The organism is Pacificimonas flava (assembly GCF_000342165.1).
Classification (GTDB): domain Bacteria; phylum Pseudomonadota; class Alphaproteobacteria; order Sphingomonadales; family Sphingomonadaceae; genus Pacificimonas; species Pacificimonas flava.
This window is the reverse complement of record NZ_AMRV01000001.1, coordinates 536,014-556,529: the sequence shown is the minus strand read 5'-3', so window position 1 is coordinate 556,529 and position 20,516 is coordinate 536,014. Positions and strand designations below refer to the sequence as shown.

Annotated in this window: 17 protein-coding genes; 14 read left to right on the top strand and 3 right to left on the bottom strand. The window is 63.9% G+C overall.

Annotation, left to right across the window (positions count from 1 at the left end; translation table 11 throughout):
• Positions 1–28: 28 nt before the first annotated feature.
• Entirely contained in the window at positions 29–1,960 is a 1,932-nt protein-coding gene (locus tag C725_RS02560; RefSeq protein ID WP_008599967.1) for a SurA N-terminal domain-containing protein, read from the bottom strand.
• A 112-nt stretch (positions 1,961–2,072) separates the two neighbouring features.
• Here C725_RS02560 and tpiA point away from each other — a divergent pair, with 112 nt between their 5' ends.
• From tpiA to C725_RS02545, 3 genes are all read left to right on the top strand, one after another.
• A complete protein-coding gene (gene tpiA / locus C725_RS02555) occupies positions 2,073–2,861 on the top strand; it encodes a triose-phosphate isomerase (protein WP_008599966.1) in 789 nt (262 codons plus the stop codon).
• 86 nt (positions 2,862–2,947) lie between these two features.
• Positions 2,948–3,394, top strand: coding sequence for a preprotein translocase subunit SecG (gene secG, locus C725_RS15625; protein WP_149864500.1), 447 nt, complete (start codon positions 2,948–2,950; stop codon positions 3,392–3,394).
• A gap of 83 nt (positions 3,395–3,477) precedes the next feature.
• Entirely contained in the window at positions 3,478–5,112 is a 1,635-nt protein-coding gene (locus C725_RS02545; protein WP_008599964.1) for a CTP synthase, read from the top strand.
• A gap of 18 nt (positions 5,113–5,130) precedes the next feature.
• Here the strand turns inward: C725_RS02545 and C725_RS02540 are convergent, their stop codons facing one another.
• Positions 5,131–6,177 (bottom strand): S66 peptidase family protein, encoded by a 1,047-nt coding sequence (locus C725_RS02540; RefSeq protein ID WP_038281332.1) that lies wholly within the window; start codon positions 6,175–6,177, stop codon positions 5,131–5,133.
• A 145-nt stretch (positions 6,178–6,322) separates the two neighbouring features.
• On the opposite strand from C725_RS02540, the gene proS reads away from it, so the two are divergent.
• The 3 genes from proS to C725_RS02525 all read left to right on the top strand — a co-directional run bounded on the left by proS (position 6,323) and on the right by C725_RS02525 (position 9,618).
• The gene (gene proS / locus C725_RS02535; protein ID WP_008599962.1) at positions 6,323–7,612 is read left to right on the top strand and encodes a proline--tRNA ligase; all 1,290 of its coding nucleotides are present in this window, start codon (positions 6,323–6,325) and stop codon (positions 7,610–7,612) included.
• A 76-nt stretch (positions 7,613–7,688) separates the two neighbouring features.
• Entirely contained in the window at positions 7,689–8,936 is a 1,248-nt protein-coding gene (locus C725_RS02530) for a lipoprotein-releasing ABC transporter permease subunit (protein WP_008599961.1), read from the top strand.
• Complete coding sequence (locus C725_RS02525; RefSeq protein ID WP_008599960.1) at positions 8,929–9,618, top strand: ABC transporter ATP-binding protein; 690 nt, start codon at positions 8,929–8,931, stop codon at positions 9,616–9,618. The genes C725_RS02530 and C725_RS02525 overlap by 8 nt, the downstream gene beginning before the upstream one ends.
• Before the next feature lie 136 nt (positions 9,619–9,754).
• On the opposite strand, the gene C725_RS02520 is transcribed toward C725_RS02525, so the two are convergent.
• A complete protein-coding gene (locus C725_RS02520; RefSeq protein WP_038281074.1) occupies positions 9,755–10,045 on the bottom strand; it encodes a hypothetical protein in 291 nt (96 codons plus the stop codon).
• A 285-nt stretch (positions 10,046–10,330) separates the two neighbouring features.
• On the opposite strand from C725_RS02520, the gene dnaE reads away from it, so the two are divergent.
• From dnaE to pyrH, 8 genes are all read left to right on the top strand, one after another.
• A complete protein-coding gene (dnaE, locus tag C725_RS02510; RefSeq protein WP_008599957.1) occupies positions 10,331–13,786 on the top strand; it encodes a DNA polymerase III subunit alpha in 3,456 nt (1,151 codons plus the stop codon).
• Between the two features lie 161 nt (positions 13,787–13,947).
• A complete protein-coding gene (locus tag C725_RS02505) occupies positions 13,948–14,235 on the top strand; it encodes a hypothetical protein (protein ID WP_038281070.1) in 288 nt (95 codons plus the stop codon).
• A gap of 206 nt (positions 14,236–14,441) precedes the next feature.
• On the top strand, positions 14,442–15,122 hold the full coding sequence (locus C725_RS02500) for an N-formylglutamate amidohydrolase (protein ID WP_008599955.1): 681 nt from the start codon (positions 14,442–14,444) through the stop codon (positions 15,120–15,122).
• Positions 15,119–16,471, top strand: coding sequence for an NAD(P)H-hydrate dehydratase (locus C725_RS02495; RefSeq protein ID WP_008599954.1), 1,353 nt, complete (start codon positions 15,119–15,121; stop codon positions 16,469–16,471). The genes C725_RS02500 and C725_RS02495 overlap by 4 nt, the downstream gene beginning before the upstream one ends.
• The gene (locus tag C725_RS02490) at positions 16,468–17,682 is read left to right on the top strand and encodes a class I SAM-dependent RNA methyltransferase (RefSeq protein WP_008599953.1); all 1,215 of its coding nucleotides are present in this window, start codon (positions 16,468–16,470) and stop codon (positions 17,680–17,682) included. The genes C725_RS02495 and C725_RS02490 overlap by 4 nt, the downstream gene beginning before the upstream one ends.
• A gap of 138 nt (positions 17,683–17,820) precedes the next feature.
• Positions 17,821–18,603, top strand: coding sequence for a 30S ribosomal protein S2 (rpsB, locus tag C725_RS02485; RefSeq protein WP_008599952.1), 783 nt, complete (start codon positions 17,821–17,823; stop codon positions 18,601–18,603).
• Between the two features lie 116 nt (positions 18,604–18,719).
• Positions 18,720–19,646 carry a translation elongation factor Ts gene (gene tsf / locus C725_RS02480; protein WP_038281064.1) on the top strand — a complete coding sequence of 309 codons (927 nt, stop codon included), beginning with the start codon at positions 18,720–18,722 and terminating at the stop codon, positions 19,644–19,646.
• A 140-nt stretch (positions 19,647–19,786) separates the two neighbouring features.
• Complete coding sequence (gene pyrH, locus C725_RS02475; RefSeq protein WP_008599950.1) at positions 19,787–20,506, top strand: UMP kinase; 720 nt, start codon at positions 19,787–19,789, stop codon at positions 20,504–20,506.
• Positions 20,507–20,516: the final 10 nt, after the last annotated feature.

Here is a 20,516-nt window from a genome sequence, read left to right as displayed (position 1 = left end):
CGGCTGGGTGCCGTAAGTTCGGAATCGATCATTCTGCGTCCGGACCGGCCCCGCGATACTGCGCCTCTACGGCTGTCACCGCGTCCGGGTAGCGTTTCGTTCCGATGCTCTTCGAAACGGCGTTCGCAAAGGCCAATTGCAACTCCGTCGCCTGCGCGGCACGAAGCTGTGAGGACACCGTCTGCAGAAAACCCGGAACCTCGGACAGGTCGCCCGGCACGACACGCGTGGTTTCGACGATGACCTGAACACCCTGCTGCGGCAGCGGCACGTCTGCGATGTCGCCTTCCCCCTGAGCAAAACCGAGGGTGACATAGGGGGGCAGGCGCCCTTCCTGCTGGGCCAGTTCGGCCCGGCGGGCGGTGATGTCCTGAGGCGCCGGCACGCCCGCGGCCTCCATCTCTGCGCTCAGCGAACCACCGGCGCGGACGGCGGCGATGATTTCCTTCGCTTTTGCCTCGGCCTGCTTGCGCTGCTCTTCGAAGATGTAGATTTCGCTGACTTCTTCACGGATGTCGGCAAGCGGCTGCGGCGCAGCGGGAATAACCTCATCAAGGCCGACAAGAGCGTAACGGCCTTGGCCGATCTCCTCGACCAGCGGATCATCGCCCGGCATCAGGTCGAAGGCCGTACCAAGCAGCGGACGAAGGTCCGCGGGCAGCGAGAAATCCTCCTGTTCCGGCGTCTGACCAGTCTCCGTCAGGGCGGGCGGGGACATGACCCGCAGGCCCGCATCGCTCGCGGCCTCTTGCATGCTGGCTCCATCGTCGATGGCGTCCTGCACCTGATCTGTCAGTTCGGCCACGCGTGCTTCCGCGCGCTCCTCGATCAGTCGATTGCGAATCTCGCCCTGTACAGCGCTCATGGGCTTTGTCGGCGTCGTCTCGACGGCGTCGACAGAAATGACGTGGAATCCGAAATTCGATTCGGCGGGACCGACGACATTGCCTTCGCTTGCCGCGAACACCTCGGCCGCCACATCGTCATTGATGATGCCGGCCAGATCGCTCTCGTTCGTGGAACCCAGATCGAGGTCGCTTTCGCTATAGTCGAGTACATCCGCAGCCACGGCGGCGAAATCCTCGCCGGCGCGTACGCGCTTCGCGATCGTATCCGCCTGCGCGCGGTCCTGCGTTACTACCTGTCGCAGACTGCGGGTTTCCGTGGCCGCGTACAAATCGGAATTGTCCTCGTAATATTGGGCGATATCGGCGTCGGTCACGTCGATCTGTTGCGCAAGGTCGGCGCGGTCGATGATGGCATATTGGAACTTGCGCCGTTCCGGAATCGTGAAGCGAGCCTGGTTCTCTCTATAGAATGCGGCAAGCTGCTTCTGGTTCGGTGCGTCGACGTCGAAGCGGCTGTAGGGGATCGCACCGACCGACAGGGTGCGCTGCTCCAGCTGCAGCTCGGCGAACGGACGGGCCACACCCTCGGGCGTCGGCGTCAACCCGGCGAGTGGCGCGAGCAGGTGACGGCGCAGCACGTCGCCCTCGAGATCCTGACGAAAGGAGCGCTCGTCGATATTCTGCCGTTGCAGGATATCGCGGTAGACTTGCTCGCTGAACTGGCCGGTCGGGCCGGCAAACGCCTCCATTCCGGCGATGTCCGCATCCACGAGCCGCTTGGAGGTCGACAGCCCCATATCGCGCGCCAGCTCTTCGAGCGCGACCGAGATGACGAGCTGGTCGAGCGTGATGTCGAGTGCGCCGGTGTCGAGTGCAGCGCGCGCCGTCAGTTCCGGATTCTGCTGCCGCACCGCCTGAAGCCTGCGGTCGAACTGATCGGAAAGGCGCGCAGCGGAAATCTCCTGATCCCCCACCTCTGCCACTGTTCCACCCGCCGGAGCGCCGCCGCCGAGGGGGTTGCCGATGCCGACGATGACGAAAGCGACCACGACCAGCGCGAAAAGCACGAGAACGATGGGCGAGGACAGCCAGCGGCGGAAAAATGAGATCATGGACGCATGTTTCTTTCGCGTTGCGGATTATTCGGAATGGTTGTCGGTTCGAACGTGCGGCTTATAGAGCGCCGATACTCATGAGCAAGACGAGTAGCGAGGGACGACCGCCATGCCAGACGACAGGACCGTTACGACCGACGCCGCCCGATCCCCCTTTCTCGGCCGGTGTCTCATCGCCGGCAATTGGAAGATGCATGGAACGAGCCGCGACCTTGGCACGATTGGCCGGATCATGACGCTTGCGGACACCGCCGGGGACGATGTCGGGGTGGCGCTGGCCGTACCGCACACCTTGATCTTTCCTGCGGCGCAGATGGCTGACGATTCCCGGCTTTCGGTCGGCGGAGAGGACTGTCATTCCGCAGAGAAGGGGGCGCATACCGGCTGTGTGTCCGCGCCTATGCTTGTCGATGCGGGCGCGACATTCACGCTCGTCGGCCATTCCGAGCGGCGTACGGATCAGGGGGAGACGGACGCGGAGGTGCGGGGGAAGGCCGAAGCGGCGCGCGCTGCGGGCCTTTCCGTGATCATATGCGTCGGCGAGACGGAGGCCGAGCGCGATGGCGGTGAAGCCGAAGCCGTCGTTCGCCGACAGCTCGAGGGATCCCTTCCGCAGGGAGATTCGGCGGGCCTTGCCGTGGCGTACGAACCGGTCTGGGCCATCGGCACCGGCCGGACGCCCACCACGGCCGATATTGCCGCCATGCACGATTCCATTCGCTCGGCGCTCACCGAAAGATTCGGCGCGGCCGGCGAATCGATACTGATCCTGTATGGCGGCTCGGTGAAGCCGGAGAATGCGGCCGAACTGCTCTCTGCAAGCAATGTCGGCGGTGCGCTCGTCGGCGGAGCGAGCCTCGATGCGGACAGCTTCGGCGCGATCGTGCGCGCCGCCTAGCCAGGCGGGCACGGACGGGGCCGGAGCCGCCCGTCTGCCCCGCCGCTCTTGCCTCGGCCATGAGGCGGCCCTAGATGCGCGCGACTATGTCATCTGCCATTCACACCTTTCTTCTCGTCGTTCACACGCTGCTGGCCATCGGGCTGGTCGCGGTCATTCTCATGCAGCGGTCGGAAGGCGGCGCGCTGGGTGTGGGCGGGGGACCGGGCGGGCTAATGACGGCACGCGGTGCTGGCAATCTGCTCACGAAGGCGACCTGCTGGCTGGCCGCGCTGTTCATCGGAACCTCGCTGCTTATGGCAATTCTGGCGGCGCAGGGCCGGGACGTCTCCTCGATCGACACGTCCCTGGCGAACGACCCGACCTCCGCCGCGCCCGAAGTGGCCGACGAGGTGGGCGGCGACGATCCCTCCGACCCCGCTCTCACGACGCCGACCCAGTCCCTTGACGAGGTGCCTTTCGGCATTCCCGGGACGCGCGATGAAGGCGCAGCGGAGACGACATCCGGCGACGACGTGCCGGTGGCCGAGTAGCCGAGCGAAACGGCGGGAAAAGCGGCATCGCCGCGATTTAGGGCTGGCGAATCCCGCAGCCCCGCGGCTATAGCAATCCTCCCATGGCGCGGTTCATTTTCATCACCGGCGGCGTGGTCTCATCGCTTGGAAAAGGCCTCATGGCTGCCTCTCTGGCAGCCCTTCTCCAGGCGCGTGGCTACAAGGTCCGCATTCGTAAGTTCGATCCTTACCTCAATGTCGATCCGGGCACGATGAGCCCGTATCAGCATGGCGAGGTGTACGTCACGGATGACGGTGCCGAAACCGATCTCGACCTCGGCCACTACGAGCGCTTCACCGGCGTTCCGGGGCGCCAGTCGGACAATGTCACCTCCGGACGCATCTATTCCGATATTCTTGCGAAGGAGCGGCGCGGCGATTTTCTGGGCGCGACGGTGCAGGTCATTCCGCACGTGACCGACGCCATCAAGAATTTCGCGATGAGCGACGTCGATGATCTCGATTTCGTTCTGTGCGAGATCGGCGGCACAGTGGGTGATATCGAGAGCTTGCCGTTCATCGAGGCCATTCGCCAGCTGCGCAACGAGGTGGGAGAGGAGAACGTCTCCTTCGTTCATGTGACGCTGGTGCCCTATATCGCCGCGGCAGGCGAGCTGAAGACAAAACCCACGCAGCATTCCGTGCGGGAACTGACCTCGCTCGGCATTCAGCCCGACATCCTCGTCTGTCGGTGCGAACAGCCGCTGCCGCAGGATGAGCGGAACAAGATTGCCCTGTTCTGCAACGTCCGCAAGGAAGCGGTCATTCCGGCTCTCGACGCGAAGTCGATTTACGAGGTGCCGCTGAATTATCACGATGAGGGGCTGGACCGGGAGGTTCTGCGCTCCTTCGGCATCGCCCCCCGGCATGCGCCCGACCTGTCCCGCTGGCTCGATATTGCCGAACGCATTGAGCATCCGGAGGGCGAGGTGACGATCGGCATCGTCGGCAAGTACACCGGCATGCAGGACGCCTATAAATCGTTGCACGAAGCGCTCGTTCATGGCGGCATCGCCAACCGAGTGAAGGTCAATATCCGCTGGCTGGACAGCGAGCTGTTCGAGGGTGAGCGACCGGACATCGATCAGCTCGAGCCGCTACACGCGGTTCTCGTCCCCGGCGGTTTCGGCAGCCGCGGGTCCGAGGGGAAGATCAACGCGATCCGGTTCGCGCGCGAACGCAAGGTCCCGTTCTTCGGCATTTGCCTCGGCATGCAAATGGCCTGCATCGAAGGGATGCGTCATCTCGCCGGCGTGAAGACTGCCTCCACCACCGAATTCGGAGAGACCGCTGAGCCCGTCGTCGGCCTGATCACCGAATGGATGACCGAAGCGGGCATCGAAAAGCGTGAGGCTGGCGGCAATCTTGGCGGCACCATGCGCCTTGGCGCTTATCCCGCGAGGCTTCTCAGCGGGAGCCGGGTCGCGGAGATCTATGGCGGGCAGTCCAGCATCTCCGAACGGCATCGCCACCGCTATGAGGTGAACGGCCACTACAAGGACGTGCTGGAGAAGGATGGGTTGATCTTTTCCGGCGAAAGCCCCGATGGATTGCTGCCGGAGATCGTCGAGCGGCCCGATCATCCCTGGTTCATTGGCGTGCAGTTCCATCCGGAACTGAAATCCAAGCCCTTCGATCCGCACCCGCTCTTCTCGAGCTTCATCGCTGCCGCCTTGAAGCAGTCCCGGCTGGTCTGAAGAGCAGATTACACGTTTCTACGGGGCAACAGCGGGTTCGAGGATCCGAATGGAACCCGCGTCCGCGTCGATTTCGGCGCGGACGCCCTCAGGCAGGCTGGCCTGATCGGCGATATGTCCGAAACGGGCGCCGCCAAAGGCCGGCACGCCGAGGGGCTGGAGGTGCTGCTGCAAAACCTGGTTCAGGGTGAACCCCCCAAAGGCCCTGTCGGCGGTGCAGTCGCTGCACGTCCCGAAGACGACGCCCGCCACCTGCGGCAGGATGCCCGCCAGGGAAAGCTGCGTCAGCATGCGGTCGATGCGGTAGGGGGCCTCTCCGACATCTTCCAGGAACAGGATCGCCCCGGCGAAATCCGGCAGATAGGGCGTGCCGACCAAGGCAGACAGCACGGTGAGATTGCCGCCAAGGAGAGGGCCCGTGGCCTTGCCGGACCGAAAGAGCTGTGTGCGGTATGCTGTCTGCACGAGCCGGTCCGCATGCGAATCCGGATTGACGATCAGCGGCGTTGCGCCCTCGAAGGCGAGTTCGCGGAACAGGGCCCAGCTCCTCTCGGGCCAGCTCGCATTGCCGGTCGGTCCGTGAATTGTCGGAAATCCCGCCAGCCGCTGGAACGCCATGTGCAGCGCGGTGATGTCACTGTAGCCGATCAACAGCTTCGGATTGGCGGCGATGACGTTCCAGTCGAGGAGCGGCAATATTCTCGCCGATCCCCAGCCGCCCCGGACAGCGAAGACCGCCCTGACCGTGTCGTCGGCATACATGCGGTTCAGGTCTTCGGCACGTTCCCGGTCGGTTCCCGCCAGATAGCCGTGCCGCTCCTCCAGGTGCTGCGATGCCTTGGGAACGAGGTCCATCGCGCGTATCGTCTCCTTGACGATATCCAGTTCGAAGCCGTCCGCGACGAAGCCGGCCGGCTGGACAAGCCCAACCGTATCACCGGGGCGCAGTCGGGGGGCGCGCCTGGTGGCGGTGGGCGGCGAGGGGTTGCGTAACTGGCCAGTCGCTGGAGCGAGGGGAAGGGCAGCGGCCGCAAGGCCCGCCAGCGCGGTACGTCGGTCGAACATGGGCGAAACTATAGCGGACGAACGCGCGCCGGAAAGAGCAAGCCGGAAGAAGCTGGCCTGCAAGGGATAAGCGGCCGCGAACAATCTGTCGTTTCGCGCGCGCCTTTTCTTGCGCCGCCGCGCGGCTCTGCTAACAGCGCTGCCCATGCGTATGACCCAGACCTTTGTTCCGGTTCTCAAGGAAAACCCGTCCGAAGCACAGATCGTTTCGCACCAGCTGATGCTGCGTGCCGGCCTGGTGCGTCAGACGGCGGCCGGCATTTATGCGTGGCTGCCGCTGGGCTTCCGGGTGCTGCAGAAGATCGAGAATATCGTCAGGGCTGAACAGGACCGGGCCGGCGCGGCCGAACTGCTGATGCCCACCGTTCAGGCCGCAGACCTGTGGCGCAAGAGCGGCCGCTACGACGCCTACGGCCCAGAGATGTTGCGGCTGCAGGATCGGCACGGACGGGACATGCTCTACGGCCCGACCAACGAGGAAATGCTGACGGATCTGTTCCTGTCCTCGGCGACGAGTTACCGCGACCTTCCGAAAATGTTCTATCACATTCAGTGGAAGTTCCGCGACGAACGTCGCCCTCGCTTTGGTGTGATGCGCGGGCGTGAATTCCTGATGAAGGATGCCTACAGCTTCGACCTGGACGAGGACGGCATGCGGGTGTCGTACAACAAGCAATTCCAGGCCTATTTGCGGACATTCGCCGCGCTGGGTCTGAAGGCGGTTCCCGTCCGCGCACCCTCCGGCCCCATCGGCGGTGACCTCAGCCACGAATTCCATGTTCTGGCGGATACGGGTGAAAGCGCCATCTTCTATGATGCGGCCTTGGAAGACATTTCGATCGACGACCCGGATGCCGTCGCAAAGCTGTCCGCCACCTATGCGATGGAGGAGGAAGAGCACGAGAAGGTCATGGATTGTCCTGTGCCCCAGGAGCGCCTTCTGAAGCGGCGGGGCATAGAGGTCGGACATATCTTCGCCTTCGGAACGAAATACACGCAGAGCATGGGCTTTACCGTTCAGGGCCGGGACGGCACGCAGGTGCACCCCCTGATGGGCAGCTATGGTGTTGGCGTTTCGCGTCTGATGGGGGCCGTCATCGAAGCCTGTCACGATGAGAGCGGCATCGTCTGGCCCGAGCAGATCGCGCCGTACCGCGTCGGGATCATCAATCTGCGGCAGGGTGATGCGGGCTGCGACAGCCTCTGCGATACCATCTACGAACGCCTGACGAATGCGGGCGTCGAGGTGCTCTATGACGACCGTGACGAGCGCGGGGGCGCGAAGTTTGCGGGCATGGACCTGATCGGTTTGCCCTGGCAACTGATCGTTGGACCAAAGGGCGTCAGTGCCGGAACGGTCGAGGTGAAGAACCGTAGAACGGGCGAACGCACTGACCTCTCGCTCGAGGATGCGCTTGAAAAGGTGGCGGGCTGACCCTCGTGCCGCGCTGCACCGATTTCGAATGTCCGGCTGACGGGGGATGCGCCGGTTGGGGCGGGTATATCCGGTCATGCTGACCGCTTATGAACGGATTATCGCCCGGCGCTATCTGATGCCCGGTCGCAGCGAGGGATTCATCTTTCTCGTCGCCACCATCTCCCTCATCGCGGTGGCGCTTGGTGTCGCGGCCCTGATCGCGGTCATGTCGGTCATGAACGGGTTTCGCGCCGAGCTTTTCGGTTCGATCAACAGCCTGAACGGCGATGCCGTCGTCCAGGGTTATGCCGGCCGCCTGCCGGACTGGCAGCCGCTGATCGAGGATATCGAGAGCCTGCCCGGCGTGACGTCGGCCGCGCCCATCATCGAACAGCCGCTTCTTGCCAGTCACCGGAACCGGGCAGAGGGCGTGCTGCTGCGCGGGATGCGATACCGGGATCTGATGGGGCAGGAACAGCTTGCCGGCAGCGCCATCGCCGGAAGTTTCGAGGCGGTTTTCGAAGGAGAGAACTCCGTCGCGATCGGGTCCCGCCTGGCGGAGACCATGGGCATCAATCTTGGCGACACCATTTCGCTGATTTCGCCGGAGGGGCGGGTCACGCCCTTCGGGACGACGCCGCGTATCGTACCGTACCGCGTGGATGCCATCATGGAAATCGGCATCTTCGAATATGACAAGACCTTCGTGTTGATGCCGTTGGCGAACGCGCAAACCTATCTCAGTATGGGGCACGATATCGGCCTGATCACCATCAAGACGGTGAATGCGGACCGGGTCGGTGAAATCCTTTCGCCCGTGCCGCCGATGATCCGGGGGCGGGGCGTATTGGTGGACTGGCGGCAGATGAACGGCGTGCTGTTTCAGGCGCTCAGCGTCGAACGAACCGTCATGTTCGTGGTCGTCGGCTTCATCATCCTCGTTGCCTGCTTCAACATCCTGACGAGTCTGATCATGCTGGTGCGCGCCAAGACGAAGGATATCGCGATTTTGCGCACGATGGGCGCGTCCCGCGCGGCGATGATGCGCATCTTCGTCAGCGTCGGCACCCTGATTGGCGCGGCAGGCATCGTTCTGGGCCTCATACTCGGCTTCACCTTCCTGTATTTCCGGCAGAATGTGGTGGAGGGCATCAGCGCGATGACCGGCGTCGAGCTTTGGGACCCCTCTATCCGCTACCTGACAAAGTTGCCGGCACAGACGAATCCGCTGGAAGTGACGATCATCGTTCTGGTCGCGCTCATTCTCAGCTTCCTCGCGACCCTGTACCCCGCCTGGAAGGCGGCAAGTACCGATCCGGTCGAGGTGCTACGCTATGAATGACGCGACGAACGTACTGGAAGTGACCGGCCTCTCGCGGAATTTTCGCCAGGGCGACGTGACCATCGAGGTGTTGCGGGGCGTCGATCTATCCGTGGCCGCAGGCGAAATCGTTGCGCTTCTGGGCCCCTCGGGATCGGGCAAGTCGACGATGTTGCAGGCCATCGGCCTGCTGGAGGGCGGATTCGAAGGCTCGATCCGCATTGCCGGACAGGCTGTCGAGAAGGCCGATGCCGCCATGCGGACGCAGGTTCGCCGTGACCAGTTGGGCTTCGTCTATCAATTTCACCATCTGCTGCCGGATTTCAACGCGATTGAGAATGTGGTCATGCCGCAACTCATCGCCAACCAGCCGCGTGAGAAGGCGGTGTCCCACGCCACAGAGCTGCTGACGGAGCTTGGGCTGGGGCAGCGGCTGGAGCACCGGCCCAGCCAGCTTTCCGGCGGTGAGCAGCAGCGTGTGGCGGTTGCCCGCGCCCTTGCGAACAGACCGGTCCTGGTCCTTGCCGACGAGCCGACCGGCAATCTCGATGAGGCCACCTCGGCACGTGTGCTGGGGGAGTTCCTGCGGGTCGTTCGCGGTCATGGATCGTCTGCGCTCATTGCGACGCACAACCGCGCCCTCGCCGGCCAGATGGACCGCGTGGTGGAACTGCACGAGGGCAGACTGGCTGAACTGTCCTGAGGGGCGGGGACTGTCAGTAGAACGGAGGTCGAAAAAAAAGGACTGCCGGGAGCGGGGGCAGGGGCCGGCAGTCCAGTTGGTGCTTTTGATTATAATCGGCGGACCTCACCTTGTTTAGCGAGGTCCGCCGTAAAGTTTAGAGCCGCGGATCGGGCTGTCCGTCGCCGTCCTTGTCCCAGGCGTCAGGCTGCCCGTCGCCGTTGGTGTCCCAGGCATCGGCAACACCGTCGCCGTCCGTATCAAGATTGGCTGCCGGAGTATCCGTCATGGTGTCCGGCGCCGGTGCCATGGACGGGTCCGTCATCGGTTCTGTCGGCTGCGAGGCCGGGTCGTTCATCGGATCTGCCGGCATGTCCTGCGCGATTGCGGCATGACCCGCGAACATGCTGCCTGCCATAATTGCGGCGGTGATCAGTTTGGTACGCATAACAGTTACTCCAATTACTCTTGTTTGCGTTCAGGACCACCAATGTGGCGACGACGAGATTTTGCGCCACCTGAATTGCGATGATCCGAATATTCAGAACAGACGAGCAGCGCTCAGCATTCTACTGGTCAGGCAATTGAAACGCTTTATCGAATACAGGGTGACATATGTGGTATATCCTTCATAAGCGATCCTGCCGCCCGAATGGCTTTTGCGGGCCGAGAGCGGCAGAAGCTGCGCATCGAATCGGCTGAAATGACGCGTCAGAACGGATAGCATCGCCGGATGCCAAATCTGCCGTACGTTCCGCTGCGCATCCAATCGTCCTATTCGATGCTGGAGGGGGCAGTTCACCCTGCCCAGATTGCGGCGATCTGTGAAAAGCAAGGAGTTCCGGCCGCCGCTCTGGTGGACCGGTCCGTGCTGTTCGCGGCCATGGAATATTCGGCGGTCCTGTCCGCAAAGGGCGTTCAACCGATTATCGGCGCGATGGTGGCGGTGGAACGGCCCGGCGGCCGCGCGGTCGGCGGGCGTCCTATTCTGGACTGGCTGGTTCTTCTGGCGCAGGACGAGACGGGCTACGCCAATCTGATCCACCTTGTTTCCGAGGCGCATCTCTCAAGCGACCCCACCGAAGTCGCGCATATTGATTTCGACCGGATGGAGGACCGGACAGACGGCCTTATCTGTCTGACGGCCGGCGCTGAGGGTGCGCTTGCGCAGTTGATCGCCGAACAGCAGGGCGCCGCCGCCGATGCCTATCTGGACGAGCTCGCCGCGTTGTTCCCTGAGCGGCTGTATCTGGAAATCTGCCGCACCGGCGATCCCGTAGAGGCGGCATCGGAAAAAGGGCTGCTCGATCGGGCGGAAGCGCGCGGTCTGCCCATCGTCGCCACAAACCCCGCTTGTTTCCCCGAGCGCGAATTCGCCTCCGCCCACGACGCCATGCTTTGCATTGCGGGATCCACCTACATCGACATCAAGGACCGGCGTCGCACCAATGCGGAATGCTGGCTGAAGCCGGAGGCGGAGATGCGCAGGGCCTTCGCCGACCTGCCCGAAGCGATCGACAACACCGCGATCGTCGCGCAGCGATGCGCTGTCATGGCGCCGCAGCGCAAGCCGATCCTGCCAAGCCTGGCGGGCGACCTCGAGGGAGAGGCGGCGGCGCTGCGCGAGCAGGCACGCGCGGGCCTGAAAAGACGTCTGGAGCGATTGCCGGATGCCGACCGGGAGGCATACTTCCAGCGGCTCGACTACGAACTCGGCATCATCGAGACGATGGGATTTCCGGGCTACTTCCTGATCGTTGCGGATTTCATCAAGTGGGCAAAGGAGAACGACATCCCCGTCGGACCGGGGCGCGGTTCGGGCGCCGGGTCGGTCGTGGCCTGGTCGTTGACGATCACCGACCTCGATCCCATTCAGCTCGGCCTGCTGTTCGAGCGGTTCCTGAACCCGGAACGCGTGTCGATGCCCGACTTCGACATCGACTTCTGCGAAACGCGGCGCGGAGAAGTCATTCGCTATGTGCAGCAGCGCTATGGCCGCGATCAGGTCGCGCAGATCATCACCTTCGGCAAGCTGAAGGCGCGTGCGGTGCTGAAGGACGTCGGCCGCGTGTTGCAGATGCCCTACGGTCAGATCGACCGGCTGGCGAAAATGATCGACAACAATCCCGCCAATCCACAGGATTTGTCGACCGCACTACAGGAAAACGTCGATCTGCGGCGGGAGCGGACGCGTGACAAGGATGTCGATCACCTGATCACGCTGGCGCTGAAACTGGAGGGGATGCCGCGGCACAGCTCCACCCACGCCGCCGGCGTCGTGATCGGCGACCGTCCGCTGTCGCAGCTTGTGCCGCTCTACCGCGATCCGCGTTCTGACATGCCGGTCACGCAGTTCGACATGAAGTGGGTGGAGCAGGCAGGTCTCGTAAAGTTCGACTTCCTCGGTCTGAAGACCCTCTCGGTCATTCAGCGCGCACTGGAACTGATTGAAGAGACCGAAGGCGCGGCGCCCGACATGTCGGCCATCCCCTGGGACGATCCGGACACCTATGCGCTGATGGCGCGGGGCGACACGGCGGGCGTCTTCCAGCTGGAATCGGAGGGGATGCGCCGCACCCTGTCGCTGGTGAAGCCCGACAAGTTCGGCGACATCATCGCACTGGTGTCGCTCTATCGGCCCGGCCCGATGGACAACATACCCTCTTACGCGCGCCGGAAGCACGGGCAGGAAAAACCGGACTATCTGCACCCGCGTCTCGAACAATATCTGACGGAGACCTACGGGGTCATCATCTATCAGGAACAGGTGATGCAGATCGCGCAGGAGCTTGCCGGTTACTCCTTGGGTGAAGCCGATCTGCTGCGCCGTGCCATGGGTAAGAAAAAGCCCGAGGAGATGGCCAAGCAGAAGGAGCGCTTCATGACGGGCGCTGCGGAGCAAGGCGTCGATCCCGGGCAGGCGGACCATATCTTCGAACTCGTGGCGAAATTCGCGGGCTATGGCTTCAACAAATCCCATGCTGCGGCCTATGCGCTCGTCGCCTATCAGACCGCCTGGCTGAAGGCGCATTACCCGACCGAATTCTATGCCGCATCCATGCAGTTCGACATGTCGCTGACCGACAAGCTCGGCATGTTCCTTGAGGATGCGAGAAAATCGGGCATCGCCTGCCTGCCGCCCGACATCAACGCCTCCACGGAGAAATTCACCGTCGAGCGGACGGAGGATGGGAAGGCCGTCCGTTATGCGCTCGCCGCGTTGAAGGGCGTGGGGACGAAGGCGATGCAGGGCGTCGCGGAAGAACGCGAGAAGGCTGGTCCCTACAAATCGCTTAGCGACTTTGCCAATCGCGTGGATCCCAAGCTTCTGAACAAGCGGCAGATCGAAACGCTGGCGAGCGCCGGCGCCTTTGACGCGCTGGAGGCGAACCGCGCCGCGGTGCATGCGATGGCCGGTTCGATCCTGGCGGCGGCCGCGGCCGCTGCGGAGGCGCGCATCACGCAGCAAGGTGCGCTGTTCGGCGGTGGCGGTGCGGGGGGCGGAGAGATTTCCCTGATGCGGGCCACCAATGTGGAACGCTGGAGCCTTGCCGACATCATGGCGGGAGAGCGCGATGCGTTCGGCTTCTATTTCGCCTCGCATCCGCTCAGCGCATGGCAGCATGTCCTGGATGCGCGCGGCGCAAGGAGTTTCGCCCGGTGCTGCGAGCTTGGCGGCCCGCCGGGTGGCGGACGCGAACAGGTCACGCTTGGTGCCCTTGTGGAAGGAATGCGCTGGCAGACCCCGCAGAAGGGCGGCGACAAATATCTGCTCGCCACCATGTCGGACGAGACCGGGCAATTCATGGTCAGCGCGTTCGACTCGGAAGTGCAGGAATCGATTCAGGAGGCCGCATCGGAGGGCGAACCCATGCTGCTGTCGGCTGAACTGCGCTGGTCGCCCGGAGAGGATACACCGCGAGTCTCGGCGCGCGGCGTTCTGAAATTGAAGGATCTCGCAGCCGGCGGACGGGCGCGGTTGGCGATCACCGCCGAAGAGAGCGCTCTCCAACCGCTGAAGACCCTCTTCGAGGCTGCGCCCGGCCAGGGCTGCGTAACGCTTCACATTCGTCTGTTGTCGGGCGGAGTCGCGGTTCTCGATCTCGGCGAGAACGTCGCCGTCGACTCCGAGCTTGCGCACCAGGCAGGCGGTGTGCACGGCGTTGCAAGCGTATCGCTTTCCGCATAAGCGAACACGATCTGCGCTGTAATAACTGGTTTTCCAGCAACCAGTTCGCAGATGCAAAAAATAGTTCTGATTCTGACTCGAAAAGCCTTGTCTTCTTTTGAGTTTCGCTTTAAAGTGAAACTCAGTTGATTGAGTGATACTCGAATGGAAAGGTGGATCTCGTGAAAAATGCCCTGATCGCTATCGCCGCTCTGCTCGCTACCGGCCTGAATGTCGGGGTTGCAGTCGGCCCCGCACATGCCGCCGAACCGTCTGTTTGTGAGACGATGCCGCAGGATATTCGCGCTGCGGCAGCAAATGCTGATGCCAACGATGCCAATCGTGCACTTCGTAAGGTCGATATCGGCGTGCGACTTTGTGATGCCGGTAACGAACGTGCCGCTTCCAAGCAGTTCGACCGCGCGCTGAAGGTTCTTGACCTGACGCCGACGGAATTGGCGCAGCGGTAAAGCCGCCGCCAAGACGGAAAAGGCCCGCTTTCGCGGGCGGGTTGAGAAGGGCCGCGATACCTCCCCAGGCGCGGCCCTTTTCTTTTGCGCGCCGAACAGCGAGAGGGGCGGGCATGAACGGATGCTCCACACCTCGCTTTGACAGATCTGTCGCAGAACGGTGCGCCTTCGAATATGTCGTGGGCCCGCGTGCGGATCGGTTGTTGGTGCTCGCCGATCACGCCACGGCTTATGTGCCGCCAGGTGTCGATCTCGGAATTTCCGAGGAGGATCGCACCCGTCATATCGGCATCGACATCGGTGCGGCGGCGGTTGCGCGCGGTGTTGCGGAGAGGGAGTGCGCGCCCGCGATCCTTGGCGGCTGTTCGCGCCTCGTTATCGATCTGAACCGGCCGGCCTCCGACGACGCGGCGGTGCCGGCGATTAGCGATGGAACGCGCATCCCGGGCAATGAGCGTCTCTCCGCTGAGCAACTCGAGGTCAGGCATGCCGTTCATGCTGCCTATCACCGCAGGGTCGAACGCGCCCTCGACGATGAGTCGCCCCGCCTGATCCTCTCCGTCCACAGTTTCACCTCTCGCATGCGGGGGGGCTCTTCGAAACGACCCTGGGATTGCGGCCTGCTCTACGACCGCGACGATCGTGCCGCGCGGGCGGCTATCGCCTATTTCGAGAGACAGGGGCTGATCGTTGGCGATAATGAGCCCTATTCGGGCGCCCGCTTCGGCTACACCATGCAGCGGCATGCGGAGCCGCGCGCAATACCGTATCTGTTTCTGGAAATCCGCAACGACCATCTATCGGATGCCGGGGGCCTTGCCCGCTGGATGGACCTGACGGTCGGTGCCGTGTCGGCCGCGCTTGGCGAAGGAGGTGCCGGCTCATGACCTCGCGAGACCCCGTGGCAACGGCGGAACAGATGCGGCGGCTCGAGGATCGCACAGCCAATGGCGGCGAAGGCTTGTGGCGGCTCATGAAGGCGGCTGGCGAAGGAGCGGCGCGGCATGCGGCGATTCGGGCGGCGGGGCGCGGCGTCCTCGTGCTTGCCGGCCCCGGAAACAACGGCGGCGACGGGTATGTGATGGCGAGTGCGCTGAAACGGTTCGGTGTCAATGTCGCCGTTGCGGCCCTGGCGAGCCCGGGCACCGACTTGTGCAAGCGCGCGGCTGAGCTGTGGGGCGGACCTGTCCAGCCGCTTGACCAAGCGAAATCGCGTCCGGTGCTCGTGGATGCGCTGTTCGGCACGGGGCTGTCCCGAACGCTGGGCGCCGACGTCCTAAAACCGCTGCTGACGCATGCGGAGGCGGCGGAACTGGTGCTGGCCCTCGATCTGCCGAGCGGGGTCGGCAGCGACGACGGAACTCTTTTGCCAGATGCGCCGCGCTGCGACGAAACCTACGCGTTCGGTTGGCTGAAGCCTGGCCATTTGTTGCAACCCGGGGCGGATCATGTCGGCCGCATCACGCGGGTGGACATCGGGCTGGCACCGCCTTCGCCAGAGCTTTTTCGGAACCAGGCTCCGGAAAAGGCGGCGGTGGCTCCAACGGCGCACAAATATGATCGCGGGCATGTCGTGGTGGCTGCAGGAGCCATGCCCGGTGCGGCGTTCCTGTCGGCCCGCGCGGCGCAGCGCGGCGGCGCAGGCTTTGTGACGATTGGAGCGGAGAACGGAGATCAGGGACCGCCAACGTCCATCGTTTATCGGGCCCTCCATGACCTCGACCTGGACCGCGTCGATGTCATCATTGCCGGCCCCGGGCTGGGCCGTGACGATCACGCGGCGGAGATTGCCGCGTTCGTGCTGGAGCAGCAACGTGCGATGGTGATCGACGGCGACATGTTCAGCCTGTTCGCGGGCGAGCCGAAACGCTTTCGTGACCTCGATGCGATCCTGACCCCTCATGAGGGGGAGTTCGGCCGCTTGTTCGGTGAGCTGAACGGCTCCAAGATCGACCGTGTGCGGCGGGCTGCGGACCTGTGCGGGAGCGTGGTGGTGCTGAAAGGGCGCGATACGGTCATTGCTGCGCCCGGTGGACGGGCCATCATCAACGATCATGCGCATCCCCGGCTTGCCGTCGCTGGAAGCGGCGACGTGCTGGCTGGAATCGTCGCCGCTGAGTTCGCTATGCGCGGTGATGCCTTCGTTGCGGCATGCGCGGGCGTTTGGCGCCAAGGCGATGCCGGCCTTCGTGCCACGGACTCGCTGATCGCGGAAGACTTGCTGGACCTGTTATGATTGCGGAAAGGGCCAGGCAGAGCGGTGAGACGGTTGTCGTCCGTCTGGCCGCGCGCGGTGACGGTGTCACGGCGGATGGGCGCTATCTTCCGGGCGCGGTTCCCGGCGACCGCATCGTCGGCGAGGACGTCATGCCGGGCCCGCACCGCGCGGCGCCGGTTTGCGAGCATTTCGGGCGCTGCGGCGGTTGCCAGCTTCAGCATGGGGACGAGGAGGTGCTCGCGAACTTCGTGAAGGGGCGTGTCGTCGGCGCCCTGCAGTCTGCGGGCGTGGAGGCCGAAATGGTCGCAGACCCGCATCTGTCTCCCCCACGCTCCCGCCGCCGGGCGGCCATGCGGGCGGAAATGCGAGACGGCACCCTTGCGCTCGGGTTCAACGAGGAAAGCAGCCGCGCCGTCGTCGATCTGCAGGAGTGTCATGTGCTGACGCCCGACCTCTTCACGCTGGCGCAGGAGTTGCGGCCCATCCTGTCCGCGCTGATGCCGAAGCGCTGGATCTGCGGGGTCACTCTGACGGAGGCGACCGGGGGTGCCGACATTCTAATCAGCAATCTGTCGCCTTCGCGTGAGGTCGTGCATGCCTTCGCCGAATGGGAGCCGACCATCCCTGTCGCCCGCGTCAGCGTGGAGGATGGCGGACGGACGGACATCGTTTTGCAGCGGGGGAAGCCGGTTCAGACGTTCGGCGGTGTGGATGTGGCGATGCCGCCCGCGACCTTCCTTCAAGCCACGGCGGATGGAGAGGCGGCCCTGGTCGCGGCTGCGCTTGATTTCACAAGCGGCGCCGGACGCGTCGCTGACCTCTTCTGCGGCCTGGGGACGTTCGCGCTGCCCCTGTCCGCGGAAGCCGAGGTGCTCGCGGCGGACGCCGCCGGACCCGCGGTGGCAGCGCTGGAGGCAGCGGCGCGGCGAGCGAAGCGGCGGGTGCGCACCCTTCACCGCGACCTGTTCAGGCGCCCCATGACCGCGAAGGAACTCGCGGGCTACGGCGCAGTCGTGCTGGACCCGCCACGCGCCGGCGCGAAGGCGCAGGTCGAGGCGCTTGCCGCATCCAAGGTGCCGGTTGTCGCCTATGTCTCCTGCAACCCGAGCACCTTCGCACGCGACGCCGCAACGCTTGTTCGTGGTGGCTATGCGCTGACGGAGGTGCGGCCGATTGGGCAGTTCCGCTGGTCGACCCATGTGGAGCTTGCCGCCCGCTTCGTCCGCTGAAGCGATATCTTCGCACTTGCCAAGAGGGGGGCGCTCCCTTATCTCGCGCGCCATCCCACAGATGCGGGCACATATCCGGTGAGCGGCACGGGGCCGCTTTCCTTCCGCATCGAGGTATCAACCGGAAGGAGACTATCCATGGCTGCACCCAATGTGCAGATGTCGGCGCTGCTTGAAGCCGGCACCCACTTCGGCCACCAGACGCATCGCTGGAACCCGAAGATGAAGCCGTATATTTTCGGCGATCGCAACAATGTGCACATCATCGACCTGTCGCAGACCGTGCCGCTGTTCCAGCGCGCGCTCGATTTTGTTCGCGCGACGACGAATGCGGGCGGCAAGATCCTGTTCGTCGGCACGAAGCGCCAGGCCCAGGAGCCGATCAAGGAGGCCGCGCAGCGCGCCGGTCAGCATTACGTCAATCACCGCTGGCTCGGCGGCATGCTGACCAATTGGAAGACGATTTCCAATTCCATCAAGAAGTACAAGGAGCTGGAAGAAACGCTTTCCGGTGACACGTCGGGCTTCACGAAGAAGGAAGTCCTGCAGATGACGCGCCAGCGCGACAAGTTCGAGGCGTCGCTGGGCGGCATTCGCGATATGGGCGGCCTGCCGGACCTGATGTTCGTCATCGACACGAACAAGGAAGATCTGGCCGTTAAGGAAGCGAACGTACTGGGCATCCCGGTTATCGCGATCCTCGACTCGAACTCCGATCCGACGGGCATCGCCTTCCCGGTTCCGGGGAATGACGACGCGGCGCGGGCCATTCGCCTTTACTGCGACCTGATCGCCGACGCGTGCACCGGTACGGGTGAGGCCGTCAGCCAGGCCGAGTTCACGGGCGAAGCTGCCCCGGACGCTGCCGCAGAGGCGCCGGCTGCCGAGGCGAGCGAGGAGCCTGCGGAGGCCACGGCGTAAGCGGATGCCTTTCGGCGTCCCCAAACCGTAACGGTCCGGTGGCAGGCGCGGCATCCTCGGGTGAGGGGCCGCTGCCGCCCCGGACCTTTACCGATCTCTATTCGAAAGGATTTCCCATGGCCGAAATCACGGCATCGATGGTCAAGAGCCTGCGCGAACAGTCCGGCGCGGGCATGATGGACTGCAAGAAAGCACTGAACGAAACGAACGGCGACATGGATGCGGCTGTCGATTGGCTGCGCACGAAGGGCCTTGCCGCGGCGCAGAAGAAATCGAGCCGTACGGCCGCCGAGGGTCTCGTTGGCGTTGCGACGGCCGGTACGGTCGGTGCGGCCGTTGAGGTGAACTCCGAAACGGACTTCGTTGCGAAGAACGACCGTTTCCAGGGCTTCGTGTCCGAGGTTACCGGCATCGCGCTTCAGAAGCGTATCGCTGACGTCGATGCCCTGAAGGGCGAGGCAATGCCCGGCGGCGCAACCGTCGAAGATACGCTGACGGACAACATCGCCAAAATCGGCGAGAACCAGTCGCTGCGCCGCGCGGCCGTCGTATCCGTCGATGAGGGTACGGTGTCCGCCTATGTGCACAATCAGATGGCGCCCGGCCTGGGCAAGATCGGCGTGCTCGTTGCGCTGGAGAGCAAGGCCGACAAGGAGGCGCTCGAGGATTTCGGACGCCAGCTCGCCATGCACATCGCGGCGGCCTTCCCGCTGGCCCTGGATGAGAGCGGCGTCGATCCGGAAGCGGTCGAGCGCGAGCGCCAGATTGCAACCGAGAAGGCGCGCGAAAGCGGCAAGCCGGACAACATCGTCGAGAAAATGGTCGAGGGTTCGGTAAAGAAGTTCGTCAGCGAGAATACGCTGCTGGGACAGGTCTACGTCATCGATGGCAAGGCCAAGGTTGCCGACGTGGTCGCGGCGAAGGGCAAGGAGCTCGGCGCCGAAATCAAGATCAAGGACTATGTCCGCTTTCAGCTGGGCGAAGGCATCGAGCGCGAAGAGAGCGACTTCGCGGCCGAGGTGGCGGCAGCCGCCGGACAGTAGCATGACGGCGACCGGCAGGGGGCATGAGGCCGCCTGCCGGTTCACGTCTTCCGGGGTGCGGCCTGCTTGCCGCGCCTCTTTTGCGTCTCTATGGTCCGCGAACCTCGCTGACATCCCACATCACAGGAGCATGACGGCCGATGCCGCGCCCAGAATTCAAGCGCATACTCCTGAAACTGTCCGGAGAGGCCCTGATGGGCGACCAGCAGTTCGGGATTGAAACCGAGACGGCGCAGCGCGTTGCCGAGGAGATCAAACTGGCGCAGGCAGCCGGCTATGAGCTGTGCGTCGTCGTCGGCGGCGGCAATATCTTTCGCGGCCTGGCCGCGGCGGACCAGGGGTTCGACCGCGCCAGCGCCGACTATATGGGCATGCTGGCGACGGTGATGAACGCCCTCGCGGTCCAGAACGCTCTGGAGAAGCTGGGCGTCGATACGCGCGTCCAGTCCGCCATCCCCATGTCCAGCATCTGCGAGCCCTATATTCGACGGCGCGCCATGCGGCACATGGAAAAGGGGCGCATCGTTATTTTCGCGGCCGGGACGGGCAATCCGTTCTTCACGACCGACACCGCCGCGGCGCTGCGGGCGGCGGAAATGCAGTGCGACGCGCTGTTCAAGGGCACCAGCGTCGACGGCGTCTATACGGCCGATCCCAAGAAGGATGCGGCGGCTGAGCGTTACGATACGCTGTCGTTCGATCGCGTTCTGTCGGACAATCTGAAGGTCATGGATGCGTCCGCCGTTGCCGTCTGCCGCGACAATGATATTCCCATCGTCGTCTTCAATATTCGCGAGCAGGGAAACCTTGCGCGCGTTCTGAACGGCGAGGGCACCTCGACCATCGTAGAAAATTCTTAAGGGAAAGATG